General features: G+C 63.6%; 12 protein-coding genes, 1 tRNA gene and 2 riboswitches. Of the genes, 4 read left to right on the top strand and 9 right to left on the bottom strand.

Annotated elements, in window-relative coordinates:
• Positions 1 to 156: 156 nt before the first annotated feature.
• Together putA and BPHYT_RS19350 are read left to right on the top strand one after the other, a co-directional pair.
• Entirely contained in the window at positions 157 to 4,086 is a 3,930-nt protein-coding gene (gene putA / locus BPHYT_RS19355; protein WP_012434794.1) for a trifunctional transcriptional regulator/proline dehydrogenase/L-glutamate gamma-semialdehyde dehydrogenase, read from the top strand.
• A gap of 88 nt (positions 4,087 to 4,174) precedes the next feature.
• Entirely contained in the window at positions 4,175 to 5,323 is a 1,149-nt protein-coding gene (locus BPHYT_RS19350; protein ID WP_012434793.1) for a branched-chain amino acid ABC transporter substrate-binding protein, read from the top strand.
• 144 nt (positions 5,324 to 5,467) lie between these two features.
• Here BPHYT_RS19350 and BPHYT_RS19345 read toward each other — a convergent pair whose 3' ends face one another.
• From BPHYT_RS19345 to BPHYT_RS19310, 8 genes are all read right to left on the bottom strand, one after another.
• Positions 5,468 to 7,186 carry a thiamine pyrophosphate-binding protein gene (locus BPHYT_RS19345; protein ID WP_012434792.1) on the bottom strand — a complete coding sequence of 573 codons (1,719 nt, stop codon included), beginning with the start codon at positions 7,184 to 7,186 and terminating at the stop codon, positions 5,468 to 5,470.
• 219 nt (positions 7,187 to 7,405) lie between these two features.
• The gene (locus BPHYT_RS19340; RefSeq protein ID WP_012434791.1) at positions 7,406 to 8,794 is read right to left on the bottom strand and encodes an L-serine ammonia-lyase; all 1,389 of its coding nucleotides are present in this window, start codon (positions 8,792 to 8,794) and stop codon (positions 7,406 to 7,408) included.
• Between the two features lie 30 nt (positions 8,795 to 8,824).
• The gene (locus BPHYT_RS19335; protein WP_012434790.1) at positions 8,825 to 9,955 is read right to left on the bottom strand and encodes an alginate lyase family protein; all 1,131 of its coding nucleotides are present in this window, start codon (positions 9,953 to 9,955) and stop codon (positions 8,825 to 8,827) included.
• A gap of 139 nt (positions 9,956 to 10,094) precedes the next feature.
• Complete coding sequence (gcvP, locus tag BPHYT_RS19330) at positions 10,095 to 13,031, bottom strand: aminomethyl-transferring glycine dehydrogenase (RefSeq protein ID WP_012434789.1); 2,937 nt, start codon at positions 13,029 to 13,031, stop codon at positions 10,095 to 10,097.
• Positions 13,032 to 13,112: 81 nt separating this feature from the next.
• Positions 13,113 to 13,493: a glycine cleavage system protein GcvH gene (gcvH, locus tag BPHYT_RS19325; RefSeq protein ID WP_012434788.1), complete on the bottom strand. Its 381-nt coding sequence runs from the start codon at positions 13,491 to 13,493 to the stop codon at positions 13,113 to 13,115.
• Positions 13,494 to 13,556: 63 nt separating this feature from the next.
• Positions 13,557 to 14,675 carry a glycine cleavage system aminomethyltransferase GcvT gene (gene gcvT / locus BPHYT_RS19320; RefSeq protein ID WP_012434787.1) on the bottom strand — a complete coding sequence of 373 codons (1,119 nt, stop codon included), beginning with the start codon at positions 14,673 to 14,675 and terminating at the stop codon, positions 13,557 to 13,559.
• Positions 14,676 to 14,755: 80 nt separating this feature from the next.
• A riboswitch (glycine riboswitch) is annotated at positions 14,756 to 14,910 on the bottom strand.
• Between the two features lie 34 nt (positions 14,911 to 14,944).
• Positions 14,945 to 15,045, bottom strand: a riboswitch (glycine riboswitch).
• 154 nt (positions 15,046 to 15,199) lie between these two features.
• Positions 15,200 to 15,550, bottom strand: a complete 351-nt coding sequence (locus BPHYT_RS19315; protein WP_012434786.1) for a hypothetical protein — start codon at positions 15,548 to 15,550, stop codon at positions 15,200 to 15,202.
• Positions 15,551 to 15,749: 199 nt separating this feature from the next.
• Positions 15,750 to 16,799 carry an oxidoreductase gene (locus BPHYT_RS19310; protein ID WP_012434785.1) on the bottom strand — a complete coding sequence of 350 codons (1,050 nt, stop codon included), beginning with the start codon at positions 16,797 to 16,799 and terminating at the stop codon, positions 15,750 to 15,752.
• 315 nt (positions 16,800 to 17,114) lie between these two features.
• Here BPHYT_RS19310 and BPHYT_RS19305 point away from each other — a divergent pair, with 315 nt between their 5' ends.
• Positions 17,115 to 19,205, top strand: coding sequence for a UvrD-helicase domain-containing protein (locus tag BPHYT_RS19305; RefSeq protein WP_012434784.1), 2,091 nt, complete (start codon positions 17,115 to 17,117; stop codon positions 19,203 to 19,205).
• Positions 19,206 to 19,328: 123 nt separating this feature from the next.
• Here BPHYT_RS19305 and BPHYT_RS19300 read toward each other — a convergent pair whose 3' ends face one another.
• A complete protein-coding gene (locus tag BPHYT_RS19300) occupies positions 19,329 to 20,231 on the bottom strand; it encodes a c-type cytochrome (protein WP_012434783.1) in 903 nt (300 codons plus the stop codon).
• Positions 20,232 to 20,505: 274 nt separating this feature from the next.
• Here BPHYT_RS19300 and BPHYT_RS19295 point away from each other — a divergent pair.
• Positions 20,506 to 20,581: transfer RNA gene (locus BPHYT_RS19295), tRNA-Arg, on the top strand.
• The last annotated feature ends 14 nt before the right edge of the window (positions 20,582 to 20,595 follow it).

Raw genomic sequence — 20,595 nt, 5'->3', positions numbered from 1 at the left:
GCTCAGCGCTATCTGGCGCAAACCCCCGTCGCACAAGGCTCTCAACAGGGTGCAACCATGCTCGGAACATGGTTGCACCTTTTTATTGGGAGGCGTACGATTCGCCCAACTTTTAGTCTTTCCCAGCGCATTCGTTTGGTATCCGAAGAAGGAAACATGGCTAGCACCACCCTTGGCGTCAAGGTCGACGACCTCCTGCGTTCCCGGCTGAAAGATGCCGCTACCCGTCTTGAACGCACTCCGCACTGGCTCATCAAGCAGGCCATCTTCGCGTACCTCGAAAAGATCGAGCACGGTCAGTTGCCGCCCGAACTGTCGGGCGTGACAGGCTCGGCGGATCTTGCCGATGGCGCCTCGGTCGAGCAGGAAGAAGACGGCGCGTCGCACCCGTTCCTCGAGTTCGCGCAAAACGTGCAGCCGCAATCGGTGCTGCGCGCGGCGATCACGGCCGCTTACCGCCGTCCCGAGCCGGAATGCTTGCCGTTCCTGGTCGGCCAGGCGCGTTTGCCGGCGAACCTCGCGGGCGATGTGCAGACAATGGCCGGCAAGCTCGTCGAAACGCTGCGCACCAAGAGCAAGGGCGGTGGGGTCGAAGGTCTGATCCACGAGTTCTCGCTGTCGAGCCAGGAAGGCGTGGCGCTGATGTGCCTCGCCGAAGCGCTACTGCGCATTCCTGACCGCGCCACGCGCGACGCGCTGATCCGCGACAAGATCAGCAAGGGCGACTGGAAATCGCACATGGGCCAGGCGCCGTCGATGTTCGTCAACGCCGCGACGTGGGGCTTGATGATCACCGGCAAGCTGGTGACGACCAATAGCGAAACGAGCCTTTCGTCGGCGCTTACGCGTTTGATCGGCAAGGGCGGTGAGCCGCTGATCCGTAAGGGCGTCGACATGGCGATGCGCCTGATGGGCGAGCAGTTCGTCACCGGAGAGAACATCTCCGAAGCGCTGGCCAATAGCCGCAAATACGAAGCACGCGGCTTCCGCTACTCGTACGACATGCTCGGCGAAGCGGCCACCACCGAAGCCGACGCGCAGCGCTACTACGCCTCGTACGAACAGGCGATCCACGCGATCGGCAAGGCCGCCGGCGGCCGTGGCATCTACGAAGGCCCGGGCATTTCGATCAAGCTTTCCGCGCTGCATGCACGCTACTCGCGTTCGCAGCAGGAGCGCACGATGAGCGAATTGCTGCCGCGCGTGCGCTCGCTGGCGATCCTCGCGCGCCGCTACGACATTGGCCTCAACATCGACGCCGAAGAAGCCGACCGTCTGGAAATCTCGCTCGATCTGCTCGAAGCGCTGTGCTTCGATCCGGAGCTGGCCGGCTGGAACGGCATCGGCTTTGTGGTGCAGGCGTATCAGAAGCGTTGCCCGTTCGTGATCGATTACATCATCGATCTGGCGCGCCGGAGCCGTCACCGCATCATGGTGCGCCTCGTGAAGGGCGCGTACTGGGATACCGAAATCAAGCGCGCGCAAGTGGACGGCCTCGAAGGCTATCCGGTGTACACGCGCAAGATCTACACGGACGTGTCGTACCTCGCTTGTGCCAAGAAACTGCTGAGCGCGCCCGACGCGGTCTATCCGCAGTTCGCCACGCACAACGCCCACACGCTCTCGGCGATCTATCACCTCGCGGGCAACAACTACTATCCCGGCCAGTACGAGTTCCAGTGCCTGCACGGCATGGGCGAGCCGCTGTACGAGGAAGTCACCGGCCGCGACAAGCTGAACCGTCCGTGCCGCGTGTACGCGCCGGTCGGCACGCATGAAACGCTGCTCGCGTACCTCGTGCGCCGTTTGCTGGAAAACGGCGCGAACACGTCGTTCGTGAATCGTATTGCCGATGAAAACGTCGCGATCAAGGACCTGATCGCCGACCCGGTCGATGAAGCCTCCAAGATCGTGCCGCTCGGCGCGCCGCACGCGAAGATTCCGCTGCCGCGCAATCTGTACGGCGCCGAGCGTCTTAATTCGATGGGCCTCGATCTGTCGAACGAGCATCGTCTGGCGTCGCTGTCGTCGGCGTTGCTGGCGAGCGCGCATCATCCGTGGCGCGCCGCGCCGATGCTGGAAGACAACGAAATCGCCGTGGGCGTCGCGCGCGATGTGCGCAACCCGGCGGATCATCGTGACCTCGTCGGCACGGTCGTCGAAGCGACCCCGGAACATGTGAGCGCCGCGCTGGCGCATGCTGTCGCCGCGGCGCCGATCTGGCAAGCCACGCCGGTCGATGCGCGCGCCGATTGCCTCGCGCGTGCCGCCGATCTGCTCGAAGCGCAGATGCATACGCTGATGGGTTTGGTGGTGCGTGAAGCGGGCAAGTCGCTGGCCAATGCGGTCGCGGAAATCCGCGAAGCAATCGACTTCCTGCGCTACTACTCCACGCAGATTCGCGACGAGTTCTCCAACGACACGCATCGCCCGCTCGGTCCGGTGGTCTGCATCAGCCCGTGGAATTTCCCGCTGGCGATTTTCATGGGCCAGGTGGCCGCGGCGCTCGCTGCCGGCAACACGGTGCTCGCGAAGCCGGCCGAACAAACGCCGCTGATCGCCGCGCAAGCCGTGCGCATTCTGCGCGAAGCCGGCGTCCCGGCGGGCGCAGTGCAACTGCTGCCGGGCAATGGCGAAACGGTCGGCGCTGCATTGGTCGCCGATCCGCGCACGCGCGCCGTGATGTTCACCGGTTCCACCGAAGTCGCGCGCCTCATCAACAAGACGCTCTCGGGCCGCCTCGATCCGGACGGCAAGCCGATTCCGCTGATCGCCGAAACGGGCGGCCAGAATGCGATGATCGTCGACTCGTCGGCGCTCGCTGAACAGGTGGTCGCGGACGTGCTGCAATCGTCTTTCGACTCCGCCGGTCAACGGTGTTCCGCGTTGCGCGTTCTTTGTCTGCAGGACGATGTCGCGGACCGCACGCTGGAGATGCTGACGGGCGCGATGCGCGAACTGGCTGTGGGCAATCCTGATCGTCTGTCGATCGACGTCGGCCCGGTGATCGACCTCGACGCGAAACGCGGTATCGACGCGCACGTCGCGACGATGCGCGAGAAAGGCCGCAAGGTCGAGCAATTGCCGATGCCCGACGGTTGCGCGCAAGGCACTTTCGTTCCGCCGACGCTGATCGAACTCGACAGCATCGACGAACTGAAGCGCGAAGTGTTCGGCCCGGTGTTGCACGTGGTGCGTTACCGCCGCAGCCAGCTCGACAAGCTGCTCGAACAGATCCGCACGACGGGCTACGGCCTGACGCTCGGCATCCATACGCGGATCGACGAAACCATCGCTCACGTGATCAGCCGCGCGCATGTCGGCAACATTTATGTGAACCGCAACGTGATCGGCGCGGTGGTGGGTGTGCAGCCGTTCGGCGGCGAAGGTTTGTCGGGCACGGGGCCGAAAGCGGGCGGCGCGCTGTATCTGCAGCGTCTGCTGGCGACGCGTCCGGCCGGGTTGCCGAAGTCGCTCGCGCAGGCATTGGTTGCGGATGCACCGAACGCAGCCGAAAACAGCGACAATCCGTCCGCTGCATTGACGGCTTATCGCGATTGGCTGATCGCCGAGCAACAGCCGGTGCTGGCCGCGCGCTGCGACGGCTATCTGTCGCATATGCCGGCGGGCGCCACGGCGGTACTGTCGGGACCGACTGGCGAGCGCAACACGTACACGTTGGGCCCACGCGGCACGGTGCTGTGTATTGCGTCGACGGCGAGCGGCGCGCGCGTGCAGTTTGCCGCGGCGCTGGCTACGGGAAATCGCGCGCTGTTCGAAGGCGCGGCTGGTGAACAATTGGTGGCGCAGTTGCCCGCGTCGCTGAAATCACGTGCGAGCGTGAAGAAGAGCGCGGATGCGACTTTCGACGCCGTGCTGTTCGAAGGTGATAGCGACGAGCTGCTGGCGCTGGTCAAGGAGGTCGCGAAGCGTCCGGGCCCGATCGTGTCGGTGCAGGGCGTGGCGGCACGCGCGCTGGAAAGCGGCGACGAAGATTACGCGCTCGAGCGTCTGTTGACGGAACGTTCGGTCAGCGTGAATACGGCAGCAGCTGGCGGTAATGCGAATTTGATGACGATCGGTTGAGCGAACCTTAACGATCTTTTCAAAAAAGAAGGAGGCGGTACGGCGACCCCGAAACCGCTCCATCCACACCTGGTACCAAGGAGAAGCTATGCAACACAAGATGAAACAGCTGGCAGGCGCTGCACTGGTTGCAGCGATGTCGCTGGCGGGGACGGCCAATGCTCAATCGACGGAAGATGTGAAGGTCGGCTTTGCCGGCCCGATGACGGGCGCGCAGGCGCACTACGGTAAGGACTTCCAGAACGGCATTACGCTGGCTGTGGAAGACATGAACGCGACCAAGCCGGTGATCGGCGGCAAGCAAGTCCGCTTCGTGCTGGACTCGGCCGACGACCAGGCCGACCCGCGCACCGGTACGACGGTTGCACAAAAGCTGGTGGACGACGGCATCAAGGGCATGCTCGGCCACTTCAACTCGGGCACCACGATTCCGGCTTCGCGCATTTACGCGAACGCGGGCATCCCCGAAATCGCCATGGCGACGGCGCCGGAATACACGCAGCAAGGTTTCAAGACCACGTTCCGCATGATGACGTCCGACACGCAGCAAGGTTCGGTCGCCGGCACGTTCGCGGTGAAGACCTTGGGCGTGAAGAAGATCGCGATCGTCGATGACCGCACGGCTTACGGCCAGGGTCTGGCGGATCAGTTCGAAAAGGCAGCGAAGGCAGCGGGCGGCCAGATCGTCGATCGTGAATACACGAACGACAAGGCTGTGGACTTCAAGTCGATCCTGACCAAGCTGAAGTCGGTCCAACCGGATCTGATCTACTACGGCGGCGCGGATTCGCAAGCGGCACCGATGGTCAAGCAGATGAAGGCACTGGGCATCAAGGCGCCGCTGATGGGCGGCGAAATGGTCCACACGCCGACGTTCATCCAGATCGCGGGTGACGCGGCGAACGGCACGGTGGCATCGCTCGCCGGCCTGCCGCTGGAAGAAATGCCGGGCGGCAAGGACTACGTCGCGAAGTACAAGAAGCGTTTCAACGAAGACGTGCAAACGTACTCGCCGTACGCTTACGACGGCGCAATGGCCATGTTCGACGCAATGAAGAAGGCGAACTCGACCGATCCGGCCAAGTACCTGCCGGTGCTCGCGAAGACCTCGATGCCGGCAGTGACGTCGGCGAATCTTGCGTACGACAGCAAGGGTGACCTGAAGAACGGCGGTATCACGCTGTACAAGGTTGTCGATGGTAAGTGGACGACGCTGCAAAGCGTGGGTGGGAAGTAAGTAGCTTTTCCTGCTGGAGCGCCTGGCTGTCGTGTGATGGTTTGACACGGCAACTGGCGCAAAAAAAGCCCTGCGGTTTTTAAACACGCAGGGCTTTTCGTTTGATATTTTTCGATGTCGCGTGCCAATGGAATGGCAGCGCGTTTACTCCCCTCGCATCTTCCTCCCCTGCTCGCGAATCTGCTCCAACGTCGCCCCCGGTGTGCTCGCTTCCTGCGGCATGCGAATCTCGATCACAGCCGCGCGCTTCGCCTCAATCGAACGCTTTAACGCAGGCAGAAAATCCTCAGTCCGCTCTACCGTTTCACCATGCGCGCCGAACGAGCGCGCGAACGCTGCGAAATCCGGATTCGTGAGCCCGGTGCCATGTACCCGCCCAGGATAATGCCGCTCCTGATGCATCCGGATCGTGCCGAAGTGACCGTTATTCACCACGATGAAAAGCACGTGCAGGTCGTACTGCATCGCCGTCGCGAGTTCTTGTGCGGCCATCATGAAGCAACCGTCGCCGGCCAGCGCCACGACCGCGCGGTGCGGATACATCGACTTCGCCGCGATCGCCGCCGGCACACCGTAGCCCATCGCACCACTCGTCGGGGCGAGTTGCGAACGGTAATGGCGATACGAAAAGTGCCGATGCAGCCACGTCGCGTAATTGCCTGCGCCGTTGGTGAGAATCGCGTCGTCCGGCAGATGCGCGCGCAACTGCTGAATCACTTCGCCCATCTGCACATCGCCGGGAATCTGACGCGGCTTGCGCCAGTCGAGATACGCCTGATGCGCCTCGCTCGCTGCGCCCGACCAAGCGAGCTGTTCGGACAAAGGCTCCAGCTCCGCAAGCATCGCTGCCAACTCCGGCATACCGGAGACGATCGGCAGATCCGCCGCATACACCCGACCCAATTCCTCCGCACCTTGATGCACGTGAATGAGTGTTTGTTTGGTCTTCGGAATATCGAGCAACGTGTAGCCGTTGGTCGTCGCTTCGCCCAGGCGCGGCCCGATCGCGAGCAGCACATCGGCATCTCGGATACGTTGCGCCAGCGCCGGATTGATGCCAAGGCCAACGTCGCCGGCATAGTTCGGATGCTCGTTGTCGAGCGTGTCCTGAAAGCGGAATGCGAGGCCGACCGGCAATTGCCAGTTCTCCACGAAGCGTCGAAAGTCCGCGCACGCAGCCGGCGTCCAACCGCTGCCGCCCGCGATCACCATCGGACGCTGCGCGCCTTCGAGCAATACGCGCAACTTCTCGATCTGCGCCGCCGACGGTGACGCCGCCACGCGCTGATAAGCCGGCGCGCCGGCCACCGCTGCGCAGGCATCGCTCAACACGTCTTCCGGCAACGACAACACTACGGGGCCAGGCCGTCCGGACGTCGCCGTGTGAAACGCGTGGCTCAGATATTCGGGAATACGCTTCGGATCGTCGATTTGTGCGACCCACTTCGCCATCTGGCCGAACATGCGCCGATAGTCGATTTCCTGGAACGCCTCGCGATCCAGGTGCTCGCGCGCGCATTGGCCGATCAGCAGGATCATCGGCGTGGAATCCTGATACGCGGTGTGCACGCCGATCGACGCATGCGTGGCGCCCGGTCCGCGCGTGACGAGCGCGACGCCCGGCCGCCCAGTCAATTTGCCGACGGCTTCCGCCATGTTCGCCGCGGCCGCTTCGTGACGGCAAACAATAGTCTGGATGCGTTCGGTTTCGTCGTGCAGCGAATCCAGCACAGCGAGAAAACTCTCACCAGGCACACAGAAAACACGTTCGACACCGTGCGTGAGCAAAGCATCGACGACGAGACGCGCGCCGGTGGTTTGAGCGGCGGCGGATTCGGAAACGGGAGCGTTCGGCTGCGACATTGCGATGAAGCCTCCAGGCAGTGCAAGAGTGCGGTGTGAGGATGCACGCATCGGCGGGACACTGGCCGACGCGGCGCTTCGACAGCTTACGCCGAGCGCGGCTGCGCTGTCATGGCGCAGCGCAACCGTCCTGCTCGCGCGTAACGTGACACGCAAATAAAAAACGCGGGCCTGATAGCCCGCGTCGTCATTCGTGATAAAGCCAGCAAACCGCGCAACTCAACACTCGACGATATTCACCGCCAACCCGCCGCGCGACGTTTCCTTGTACTTGGTCTTCATATCCGCGCCGGTCTCGCGCATGGTCTTGATCACCGAATCGAGCGACACGTAGTGACTGCCGTCGCCGCGCAAAGCCATGCGCGCGGCATTGACCGCCTTCACCGATGCCATCGCATTGCGTTCGATACACGGAATCTGCACCATGCCGCCGACCGGATCGCACGTCAGCCCGAGGTTGTGCTCCATGCCGATTTCCGCGGCGTTCTCGACCTGGCGCGGCGTGCCGCCCATGACGGCGGCGAGCGCGCCCGCCGCCATCGAGCAGGCAACGCCCACTTCGCCCTGACAGCCCACTTCGGCGCCCGAAATCGACGCGTTCAGCTTGTACAAGATGCCGATCGCCGCCGCGGTCATCAGGAAGTCGATCACGCCTTGCTGATTCGAGCCCGGCATGAAGCGCATGTAGTAATGCAGCACGGCCGGGATGATGCCGGCCGCGCCGTTGGTCGGCGCCGTCACCACGCGTCCGCCGGCGGCGTTTTCTTCGTTGACGGCGATCGCGTAGAGGTTGATCCAGTCGATCATCGACAGCGGATCGCGCAACGCCAGCTCGGGGTTGCCCGATAGCGCGCGATACAGTTGCGGCGCGCGACGTTTCACCTGGAACGGGCCGGGCAGGTTACCGTCGGCATCCGGATTGTTGATGCCGCAACCCCGCGCTACGCACGATTGCATCACGTCCCAGATCTTCAGCAGGCCCGCACGCGTCTCTTCTTCCGTGTGCCAGACGCGCTCGTTTTCCCACATCAACTGGGCGATGCTTTTGCCGGTCGATTCACACAGCGCGAGCAACTCGTTGCCGCTGCGAAACGCGTGCGGCAACTGTTCGACTGCGCTAAGCACTTTCGTATTCGGCGCACCGGCCGTCACCACGAAGCCGCCGCCCACCGACAGATAGGTCGATTCGCGCAACGTCTCGCCCTGCGCGTCGAGCGCACGCAACTTCAAACCGTTCGGATGCTCGGGCAGCGCCTGACGATAAAACGAAATGTGATCCTTCTGCACGAACGGCACCTCGTGCGTGCCGAGCAATGCCAGCTTGCGGGACACGCGCACTCCCTCGAGCCGCTGCGCTATCGTGTCCGGATCCACGGTGTCGGGCGCATCGCCCATCAGGCCGAGCATGACGCCGCGATCGGTCCCGTGCCCTTTGCCCGTCGCGCCGAGCGAGCCGTACAACTCCACTTTGACCGATGCGGTCGCAGCAAGAAGCCCATCGCGTTCGAGCCCTTGAGCGAACATCAGCGCCGCGCGCATCGGCCCGACCGTATGCGAACTGGACGGGCCGATGCCGATTTTGAAGAGGTCGAAGACGCTGACTGCCATTTACTGCTCCCTGCAATTGATAAAGTTGGTTTACCGCGCCGGCAGCGGCAAACACACGGCGAGCCACGCGGGCGGCGTCGGTGCGAGCTGTAGCGCGATCGGCGTATAGCGCCCGTCGAGGCGCGCCGCCAGGTGAAACAGTTCCGTCGCGTTCTTCGGATCCCACTGACCCGAATAGCCGGGCAAGCCGGCCTCGCGACGTCTTGCATCGAACGGAACGCTCGAATGCACGAATTCTTCATGCGTCTTGCTGCCGGCCGCGTACGGCGCCAGCCAGTTGAGCGCGGCTTGCAGCGAGGCGCCGTCCGCGCCCTTCTCGGGCAACCAGTTGCGGTTATGGCGACGCGCGGCGAGCGCGGCTGTCACGAGCGGCTGCAAGTCGTAGGTGACGTAGTGCAGCGCGTCGCGTTCGCTGAAATCGATCGTCGAACCATCCGGCTCGATGTTGTCGCCGATATGCTCGACGAACAGACGCTGGGCCGCGTTGATCATCTTGCGGTTGTCGAGCGTGAACGCGGCCATGGCAATCAGTTTGATCCGATGGCTTTGCCAGTTGTTTCTGAACGTTCCCTTGAGCGGGCGCGGCTGCGCGTCGATTTGACCGATGTAGCCGTTTGCGAGCTTTGTCAGGAACGCCATCGACGCATTGCGCGTTTTCACCGGCAACGCGCTCGCCGTCATGTCGTACGCGAGAATCAGCCCTTCGAAACGGGTTTCGTCGATCGGATTGAAGCTTGGTTGATAGGTCGTGACCCAGGCGTACAGCAAGCGGTCGACGAGCTTGAGATAGCGGTCGTCGCTCGTGGCGCGCCAGGCGAGCGCGGCGTCGCGCAACAGATCGAGATCTTTCTCCGCTTCGACGCTCTGGTCGTAAATGCCTTCGTGCGGCAGCGTGCCTTCGGTATGCAGTTTCGCCAGCGCATGCGGCTGGTCGTTCAGATGCGCCTGCACATTGCTCACCAGCGCTTTCACACCGGGATCGGCGTTCGTGCGTTCGCTGGTTTGCAGCGCGGGCGCCGCGCAAAAATTCATCGCGGCCTGCGCTTGCCGCAGCGGCAGCAGCACGGCTGCGCCAGCCAACAGCAGCGCGCAGGCTTGCCGCCAATTCGGCGCTCGCGTTGCTTCGGTCCGGCTTTGCATCAATCGCACCTTTCGCGCCATGCGAAACTCCTCGTTAGGCTGATTCGGTGTGTGATGTTAGCCGTTTGCGGGCACGAACGACAGAGAACTCAGGATGGAGTCCCGCACCGCCCTGCCGCCTCTATTCGAGACAGTGGGCGATGCGCGGCAGCGAGCCGGCTTACTCGTAGTCGGCGATCGGCACGCAGGAGCAGAACAGATTGCGGTCGCCGTACACGTTGTCCGCGCGGCCGACCGGCGGCCAGTACTTCTTCGCGATCAGCGTGGGCAGCGGATACGCCGCGGTTTCGCGCGCATACGCGTGCTTCCAGTCGTTCGCGATCACGACCGCTGCCGTGTGCGGCGCATGCTTCAGCGGATTGTCCTCGCGATCCGAGCGGCCATCTTCGACCGCGCGGATTTCCTCGCGGATCGCAATCATCGCTTCGATGAAACGGTCGAGTTCTTCCTTCGATTCCGATTCGGTCGGCTCGACCATTAGCGTGCCTGGCACCGGGAAGCTCATGGTCGGCGCGTGGAAGCCGTAGTCGGCAAGACGCTTGGCGACGTCATCAACGGTGATGCCGCTGGTTTCCTTGATCGGACGCAGATCGAGAATGCACTCGTGCGCGACCAGTCCGCCCGGGCCCGAATACAGCACCGGATAATGCGGCGCGAGTTTCTTCGCGACGTAGTTCGCGTTGAGGATCGCGGTTTCGGTCGCGGCGGTGAGGTTCTTCGCGCCCATCATCGCGATATACATCCACGAGATCGGCAGGATCGACGCCGAGCCGTACGGTGCGCCCGACACCGCGCCGATGCCGTTCGGCGCGCGTTCATAGCCCGACGAGATCTGGTTCGGCAGGAATTGTGCGAGATGCGCGCCGACCGCTACCGGACCGACGCCCGGTCCGCCGCCGCCGTGCGGAATGCAGAAGGTCTTGTGCAGATTCAGGTGCGAGACGTCGCCGCCGAACTGGCCCGGCGCGGTCAGACCGACCATCGCGTTCATGTTCGCGCCGTCCACATAGACCTGGCCGCCGTGAGCGTGCACGATCTCGCAGATTTCGCGCACGTTCTGCTCGAACACGCCATGCGTGGACGGATACGTGATCATGATCGCCGCGAGTTTGTCGGCGTGCTGGCCGGCCTTCTTCTTCAAGTCTTCGATATCGACGTTGCCTTGCGCGTCGCAGGCCACCACGACCACCTGCATGCCGGCCATCTGCGCCGAAGCCGGGTTCGTGCCGTGCGCCGAAGCGGGAATCAGGCAGACATTGCGATGCGCTTCGCCGCGCGACGCGTGATAAGCGTGGATGATCAACAGGCCGGCGTATTCGCCTTGCGAGCCGGCGTTCGGTTGCAGCGACACAGCCGCGTAACCGGTGGCCGCGACCAGCATCTCTTCGAGCTGATCGATCATCTCGCGGTAGCCGACGGTTTGCTCAGCCGGCGCGAACGGATGGATCTGGCCGAATTCAGGCCACGTAACCGGCAGCATTTCCGAAGTGGCGTTCAGCTTCATCGTGCACGAACCGAGCGGGATCATCGAACGGTCGAGCGCGAGGTCCTTGTCCGACAGGCTGCGCAGATAGCGCAGCATTTCCGTTTCCGAATGATGACGGTTGAACACGTGATGCGTGAGGTACGCGCTCGTGCGTTCAAGCGCGGCCGGCACCGATGCTGTGTTCGACGCGGCGAGCTTTGCGTCGAGTGCATCGACTTGCGGCACGTCGTTGGTGAAAGCCGCTTGCGCAAACACGGCGAGCAGATCGGCGAGATCGTGGCGCGTCGTGGTTTCGTCGATCGACAGGCCCACTTGCGTGGCGCTGACGCGACGCAGATTGATACGCTTCGCGGTGGCCGCGTCGAGTAGCGCTTGCGTGCGTGCGCCGGTGTCGAACGTGAGCGTGTCGAAGAAAGTTTCGTTGGCGAGCGTGTAGCCGAGTTGCTTCGCGCCTTCCGCCAGCAACGCGGCGATGCGGTTCACGCGCAGCGCGATCGTCTTCAGACCGTGCGGGCCGTGATAGACGGCGTACATGCTGGCCATGATCGCGAGCAGCGCTTGTGCGGTACACACGTTGGAAGTGGCTTTCTCGCGGCGGATATGTTGTTCGCGCGTTTGCAGCGCGAGACGCAGCGCGGGATTGCCTTGTGCGTCGACGGTCACGCCGACGAGACGGCCCGGCATCTGACGCTTGAACTCGTCGCGCACGGCGAGGTAAGCCGCGTGCGGGCCACCGAAGCCGACCGGCACACCGAAGCGCTGCGTATTGCCGACGGCCACGTCCGCGCCCCATTCGCCCGGCGGCGTGAGTACGGTCAGCGCGAGCAGGTCGGCGGCGACCACCACGTGGCCGCCCGCTGCGTGGATCGCTTCGGTGAGCGCGCGATAGTCGCGCACGTCGCCGTTCACGCCCGGATATTGCAGCAGCACGCCGAACGCATTCGCATTCGCGGCTTCCGAAGCCGGGCCCACTTTCACCTCAATGCCGACCGGCGTAGCGCGCGTCCTCACCACTTCGATGGTTTGCGGCAGCACGTCGTCGGCCACGAAGAACACGTTCGACTTCGGCTTGCCGACGCGTTGCAGCAGCGTCATCGCTTCAGCGGCGGCCGTAGCTTCGTCGAGCAGCGACGCATTCGAGATCGCCAGACCCGTCAGGTCCACGATCATCTGCTGGAAGTTCAGCAGAGCTTCCAGACGGCCTTGCGAGATTTCCGGCTGATACGGCGTGTAGGCGGTGTACCACGCCGGATTTTCCAGCACGTTACGCAGGATCACCGTCGGCGTGTGCGCGTTGTAGTAGCCCTGCCCGATGTACGAGCGGAACACCTGGTTCTTGTCCGCGAGTTCGCGCAGCGCGGCGAGCGCTTCCGCCTCGCTCTTCGGTTGCGTGAAGGGTCCGAGCGGCAGCGTTTCGGTGCGGCGGATCGTCTTCGGAATGACGGCGTCGATCAGCGCGGCGCGCGACGCGAAGCCGAGGGCTTCGAGCATGGCGTGCTGGTCGGCCGCGTCCGGGCCGATATGCCGTTCGGCGAAGGCGTCATGCACTTCGAGCGCGGCGAGCGAGAGAGGAGTGCGGTTCATCAGACGATCCGGGTGTTCGAGCTTCATGGGTGTTCCTGGCGGTGCGGTGTCCTTTTGGCATTCGAAAAAAGGACGCGCCGCACCTGTCGGGTTAAACGTAAAGGTGAATCAGGCGCCGATTGACTTGGTGTAAGCGTCGGCGTCGATCAGACGGTCTTGCGTGGCGTCCGCAGCCGGCTTGATCTTGAAGAGCCAGCTTTCGTACGGCGTGCTGTTGACCGAATCAGGCGTGTCGGCCACGGCGGTGTTCGCTTCGATGATCTCGCCCGAGACCGGCGCGTAGATATCGGAAGCGGCTTTCACCGATTCGATGACGGCGACGGTGTCGCCCGCGGTAACGGTCTTGCCCAGTTCCTGGACTTCGAAGAAGACGATATCGCCGAGCGCTTCCTGCGCGTGGTCGGTGATGCCGACCGTCAGCGTGCCGTCCGCCTCGGTGCGGACCCACTCGTGCGATTCGGTGTATTTCAGATCGGCCGGGATGCTCATCGGATGCTCCTATGCGGTGTGATTCGGTTGTAACTTGGGAAGTAGACGCACGCGCAGGTTTGCTTAAACCGCGAGCACTTTGCCATTGCGCACGAACGGCAGTTTTACCACGCTTGCCGGTACGTTTTTGTCACGAATCTGAACGTGTACGGTGTCGCCCGGCTGCACGCCTTTCGGCACCCGCGCGAAGGCGATCGATTCCTGCATGGTCGGGGAAAACGTCCCGCTGGTGATTTCGCCTTCGCCGTGCGGCGTGACGACTTTCTGATGAGCACGCAGCACGCCCGCCGCCTTGCCGTTTTCCTTCAGCAGGATCAAACCGACGAACGCGGCCTGCGAGCCGTCCGCTTCCAGCTTGCCCTTGCCGACGAAGTCGCGCGGCGAGGTGAGGTCGACGGTCCAGGCGAGCCCGGCGTCGAGCGGCGAGACGTTGTCGTCCATGTCCTGGCCGTACAGGTTCATGCCGGCTTCGAGCCGCAGCGTGTCGCGCGCGCCGAGACCGGCCGGGCGCACACCTTGAGCTTGCAATGCATTCCACAGCGCTTCGACGTGATCTGCGGGGACGATGATTTCGAAGCCGTCTTCGCCGGTGTAGCCGGTGCGGGCGACGGTCAATTCGCCGAACGGCGTGTCTTCGATACGTGCGGCGTTGAAGGGCTTCAGCGCTTCGGTGGCGGCGCGTGCGGCCGGCACGGTTTGCCAGACCTTTTCGCGCGCATTCGGACCTTGTACAGCGACGATCGCATAGTCGCGGCGCGGCGTGATGGTCAGGCCAAAGCTGCCTTCGGCGTTGAGCTGGCCGAACCAGGCGATATCTTTATCAGCGGTACCGGCGTTGACGACCACGCGGAAGTGGTCTTCGCCGAAGTAATAGACGATCAGATCGTCGATCACGCCGCCGTCCGGATTCAGCAGACAGGAATACAGTGCGCGGCCGGGCGTTTGCAGTTTGGCAACGTTATTCGCCAGCGCGTATTCGAAGAAAGCGCGCACGCGCTCGCCGGTGAAATCGACGACGCACATGTGCGAGACGTCGAACATGCCGGCGTCGGTGCGCACGGCGCGGTGTTCGTCGATCTGCGAGCCGTAATTGACGGGCATGTCCCAGCCGCCGAAATCGACCATGCGGGCATTGAGCGCACGATGGGTGGCGTTGAGCGGGGTGTGTTTGAGTTCGGTCATGGGGCCTCGGGCGTCTCGCGAAACAAAAAAGGCCATGCGGCGCTACGCCTCGCGGCCTTTCGGCTGCGAGCGATGCGTTGCATGGCCCCTCTGTCCTCGATACCTGAGAGATTGCGTTGCCGTGGTCACGTTGACGTGCCGCGGTGAAACGCGCGCCCCTTCGGTGGGCAGCCTGCCAGATCCGCTCGATTAAAAACGACGCAGACGGCTACTGCCGCTCTCCAGAGTGCGAAAAACCTGTGCCTCGATGTTGCCTGGACGCGGGTTTTTCGACGCGGTCGGTCCTTTTGCCTGAGAGTTTGCGGGTGTGCCCCTTCGGCGGCGCGGCCTGCGGTTTTTTGCGGCCAGCACGCTCTCCCGACGCGTGCGGCGAATGTACGCGAGGGCTGGGAGCTTGTCAAATAAAGGCCCGCGAGCGGCGTGGCGGTTGACTTGAGGCCTTTGCAACTGTCAAAAAAAGCGCGGGACGTGGTGCCCGCGCTCGTGCTGCTTCGGCGTGGAAGCCGGAATTGACTCCGGCGCGATTATTCGCCGATAGCGTGTGCCGCGTTGTCCAGTTCCTGGTTCAGCACGCGCTGTTCGTCGCCGGACAGGCCGCCGCCATGCTGCGCGGCCATGTCGCGCGCTTCCTGACGGATTACGTCGAGTCGATGGTGCAGCGCGCCGCCTTGGGGCGGCGGGTAATAGCCTTGGTTCACGTGGTTGTCGATCCGGCGGCTGAGATTGTCGATGCGGCCGTCGACCTGACGCAGGCGCTGATCCGCGATCTGTTGCGGGTTGGGACGAGGCGCCGGCTGGGGTTGAGGCGCCACCACACAGGCGGCGAGGGAACTGAGCAAGGCGCACGCGGCGAGCGCGCGAATAGTACGGGGCATGGACACTCCGGAAGTCATTGTCGTTTTGTGGTGCTACCCCGGTAGCAACGGATGACCACCGGGCCGCGCTGACCAGCGGCACGGCCTGATTTGTAACGTTATGTTCCTTTCGGGCTTGTCAGCGTTTTTTAACCCGCGCCGCGTGCACGGCAAGTGCTGTTTTAGGTACACAAGCCGTTTCGACGCGTAGGCCAAACCGTCAACGAACTCGCTCGAACGGCAGCCGGACGCCTTCTTCCGAGCTTCGGCTGGCAAGCTCGATAACCGTCATTACGTCGACGGCGTCCTGTGCGCTCACCGGGAATTTGACGCCGTTCTGGATCGCGTCGGCCACTGCAATATAAAACCCGGTGTAGTCGCCATTGCGGGTCGGCAACTCGCGCTCGACTTCCTGATCGCCTTCCAGCACGCGCAGCACACCTGCGGCATTGCCCGCGCCGAAGCCATCGTCGCCCGGACGCGCGCCGGCCTTCAACTGATCTTCCTGCGTGTCGAGCCCATATTTCATATAACTGCCGCGCGTGCCGTGGATGGTGAAGCGCGGCGCGACGAGCGCCGTCAACGCACTGGCGTGCAGCACCACTTCGAAGTCGCCGTAGCCGAGCTGGATGTGCACGTAGTCGGGCGCGCCGGCGCCGTCGCGATGGGTGCGCACCGTTGCCGACACGGTTTGCGGCGTGCCGAACAGCGCCAGCGCCTGGTCGATCAGATGCGGTCCGAGATCCAGCAGCAAGCCGCCGCCCCGCGACGCTTCCTCGCGCCAGCGCTGCCGCACCTCCGGCCGGAAACGGTCGAAATGCGATTCGTATTGCGTGATCCGTCCCAATTCGCCGCTCGCGAGCAGATCGCGCACGGTCAAAAAATCACCGTCCCAGCGGCGGTTGTGAAACGGTATGAACAGTTTGCTGCGGGCGAGCGCGATGTTGGCCAGCGTGTGCGCGTCGGCGGTGTTCAGCGTGACCGGTTTGTCGACCACCACGTGCTTGCCCGCTTCCAGCGTGCGGCGCGCCAGGTCGAAGTGCGTGTCGTTCGGCGTGGCGATCACGATGCAGTCGAGTTCGTCCAGCGCCAGCAGCGCGTCGAGGTCGGCCACCACCTTCGTGTGCGGATAGTCGGCGAGCGCGCGCTCGGGCTGGCTCGTGGCAATGGCCGCGACGCTCGCGCGGCCGCAGTGCTCGATCACCGGCGCATGAAAGGTCGCGCCGGCGAAACCGTAACCCATCAATCCAATCTTCAGCGATGCGGACATGCGTGTCTTCCTGCAAAAACGGCGCGCCGCTTTGCCACCGCGGCGACGGCGCGCAACACCGCAATTGTGGCATGTCCTGGAGGCGGACCGTCAGCGTCGTCGTAGGCATTGGGCGCCGCTATCCGTCATCACAATCGTGTTAACATCGCTCCTCTCGCGCGAACCGCAGCGGGCCGGAACACACTCGCGCCACGCCGCGCGGGGCGGCCGTTCCAGCCGCCGGGTCCGCGCAGCATGCCTCCGGGCCTTCGGGCGGCAAATTGCGCCGCCAGGCCCTCAACCGCTGCTTTCAACCGCATTACCCATCCACAGACGATGTCCGCAGGCCTGAACCCCGCTCAAAATGAAGCGGTCCGTTATCTTGACGGTCCGTGTCTCGTGCTCGCCGGCGCAGGTAGCGGCAAGACGCGCGTGATCACGCAGAAGATCGCGCACCTGATCGAAGCCAAGGGCTTCGAGCCGCGCCACATCGCCGCTGTCACGTTCACGAACAAGGCCGCGCTGGAAATGCGCGAGCGCGTGGGCAAGCTGCTCGAAGGCAAGACACTGACCACGCCCGGCAAGGAAGGCCGCAAAGTGCCCGTCAACCAGTTGACGGTCTGCACCTTCCACTCGCTCGGCGTGCAGATTCTGCGGCAGGAAGCGGAACATGTCGGCCTGAAGCCACAGTTCTCGATCATGGATTCCGACGACTGCTTCGGCATGATCCAGGAGCAGGTCGGCTCGACGGACAAGGGCTTCATCCGCAAGATCCAGTCGATCATCTCGTTGTGGAAGAACGGCATGATCATGCCCGAGCAGGCGATCGCGATCGCCGCGAACGAGGATGAACATCAGGCCGCGATCGTCTACCGCAATTACGTGGCGACGCTGCATGCGTATCAGGCAGTCGATTTCGACGACCTGATCCGTCTGCCCGCCGAACTCTTCGAGAAGAACGAACAGGTGCGGGACCGCTGGCAGAACAAGCTGCGCTATCTGCTGATCGACGAGTATCAGGACACCAACGCCTGCCAGTACGAACTGGTGAAACTGCTGGCCGGCAAGCGCGCGGCGTTCACCGCGGTCGGCGACGACGATCAGGCGATCTACGGCTGGCGCGGCGCGACGCTCGAAAATCTCGGCCAGCTCAGCAAGGATTTTCCGAAGCTGCATCTGATCAAGCTGGAGCAGAACTACCGCTCGACCGTGCGCATTCTGACCGCCGCGAACAACGTGATCGCGAACAATCCGAAGCTGTTCGAAAAGAAGCTGTGGTCCGAGCACGGCATGGGCGACACGATCACGGTCACGCCGTGCAACGACGAAGAGCATGAGGCCGAGTCCGTGGTGTTCCGCCTGTCGGCGCACAAGTTCGAGCGGCGCGCGAATTTCCGCGACTACGCGATCCTGTATCGCGGCAATTTTCAGGCGCGCATTTTCGAGCAGGTGTTGCGGCGCGAGCGGATTCCTTATGTGCTGTCCGGCGGCCAATCGTTCTTCGACAAGGCCGAGATCAAGGACATCTGCGCGTATTTGCGTCTGATCGCCAACGCGAACGACGACCCCGCGTTCATCCGCGCAATTACTACGCCGCGACGCGGCGTCGGCAATACGACGCTCGAGGCGCTCGGTTCGTTCGCGGGTCAGGCCAAGGTGTCGCTGTTCGAGGCGGTGTACATGGGCGGCATCGAGGCGCGTCTGTCGCCACGGCAGATCGAACCCATGCGCGTGTTCTGCGACTTCATGCAGCGCCTCACCGATCGCGCCGAGAAGGATGCCGCCGGCACGTTGCTCGACGAATTGATGGATGCGATCCACTACGAGGCCTATCTCTACGACGCATTCGACGAACGTCAGGCGCAGTCGAAGTGGCAGAACGTGCTGGAGTTCATGGAGTGGCTCAAGCGCAAGGGCACGAAGGCTGAGCCTGCGGGCGCGGCGAACGACGAAGCCACCGGCTACGACACCGCCGACGGTTTCGGCGACACCGGCAAGAGCCTGCTCGGCCTGATTCAGACCGTGGCGCTGATGTCGATGCTCGAAGGCCGCGAGGAAGATCCCGACGCGGTGCGGCTTTCGACGGTGCATGCGTCGAAGGGTCTGGAGTATCCGCACGTGTTTCTGGTGGGCGTCGAGGAAGGCATCATGCCGCATCGCGGCGGTCCCGACGACGAGCCGATCGACGACGCGCGCATCGAAGAAGAACGCCGGCTGATGTACGTGGCGATCACGCGTGCGCAGCGCAGTCTGCATCTGAACTGGTGCAAGAAGCGCAAGCGCGCGCGAGAGACGGTGGTGTGCGAGCCGTCGCGCTTCATCCCCGAAATGCTGCTCGACGACGCCCCGCCCCCGACGCCCGAAGAAGCGCCGATGTCGCCGAAAGACCGGCTCGCGAGTTTGAAGGCGCTGTTGCAGAAGCCTTGAGCGGGCGCTGAGAACGCTGAGATCGCGTGGGCTTGTTTGCCGGGCGTGATATAAAAAAATCCCTGCATCGCGTCGCCAACGGTGCAGGGATTTTTTAGTGGTGCGGCCAACGCCGCGAGCGTTTTACTTCACCGCGCTGACCATGTAGTCGACGGCGGCCTTCACGTCCGCGTCGGAGGCAGTCGAGCCGCCCTTAGGAGGCATCGCGCCCTTGCCGTGCAGCGCATAGTTATAGACCGTGTCCATCGGCTCTTTCAGGCGCGGCGCCCAGGCATCCTTGTCGCCGAACTTCGGTGCGTTCAACACACCGGCCGCATGACAGGCCTGGCAAACCTGCTGATACAACGCCTTGCCGGCTTGCGACGCGTCCGCGCTTTGCGTGCCGCCCGCTGCCGGCGCGGCTGCTTGCGGCACGCTCGCCATGGCGGCCATCGCTGCGGCGGCCTGAGCCGCACCTGCGTCGGAAGCGCCGGCCGGCGCCGCGGCCGCAGCACCGGATGCCGCCGCCGCTGGTGCGCCCGCTGCCGGCTGAGCCGGTTCAGGGAAACTTCCGCCGGAGTTGTTGGCCATGTAGGCGACCGCGCGGGCGATTTCGAAATCGCTGTAGTCGTCCGGGCTGGTGCCGCCTCGTGGGGGCATCGCGCCTTTGCCGGCGAGCGCCGTGTGCAGCAGCGTGTCGAAGCCCTGCGCGATGCGCGGCGCCCAGTCGGCGGTATTGGTGAATTTCGGCGCGCCTGCCGCGCCCGACGCGTGACACGCGGAGCACACCGCCTTATAGACTTCCTCGCCGCTCTTGTAGACGCGCGGCGCATTGGCGTCGCGAATGTCGACCTGGGCAAATGGCTTGATGCGGGCGGTGACCTCGGCTTCGGAGAGAGAGTCGGTGCCGGCGCCGGTGCGCGTCGAATTGTCGACGTAGATCACTAGCAGAACGATGATGACGATCGGTACCGCAAAACTGGCAATGATCGCGGCGATGAGCTGCCCGGGCGTTTTGATCGGGGCTCCGTGTGGTGCTTCGCTCATGCTTGTCTCGTCTCCGTGGGTATGTGAGCGGTACAGCGTGACGGCAACTTCTTGTTCTTTAATCAGCCACGGACGATTATAGACGGAACATTTCGACGGCGGCGAGGGGCGCGGGGCGGTGTTCAGCAGGCGTTTACCCGCATCGCGCGGGTTGCCCGAAACACCGCGAAGACCGCCATTCAGGCCGTCCGGTGGACGGTATGGCGGAAACCGGGTATCCTTTCGGTCTCGCTTTGGCGTCGCATCCGTTCTGGTGCCGCGCTTTCGTGGTGAAGCGCCCGTAGCTCAATGGATAGAGTACTGCCCTCCGAAGGCAGGGGTTGCTGGTTCGATCCCAGCCGGGCGCACCACATAAAGAGTCGAT

Origin of the sequence: Paraburkholderia phytofirmans PsJN (assembly GCF_000020125.1) — a bacterium.
Classification (GTDB): domain Bacteria; phylum Pseudomonadota; class Gammaproteobacteria; order Burkholderiales; family Burkholderiaceae; genus Paraburkholderia; species Paraburkholderia phytofirmans.
Note: the sequence above shows the minus strand (reverse complement) of the source record. Positions and strands in the feature narration are given on the sequence as shown.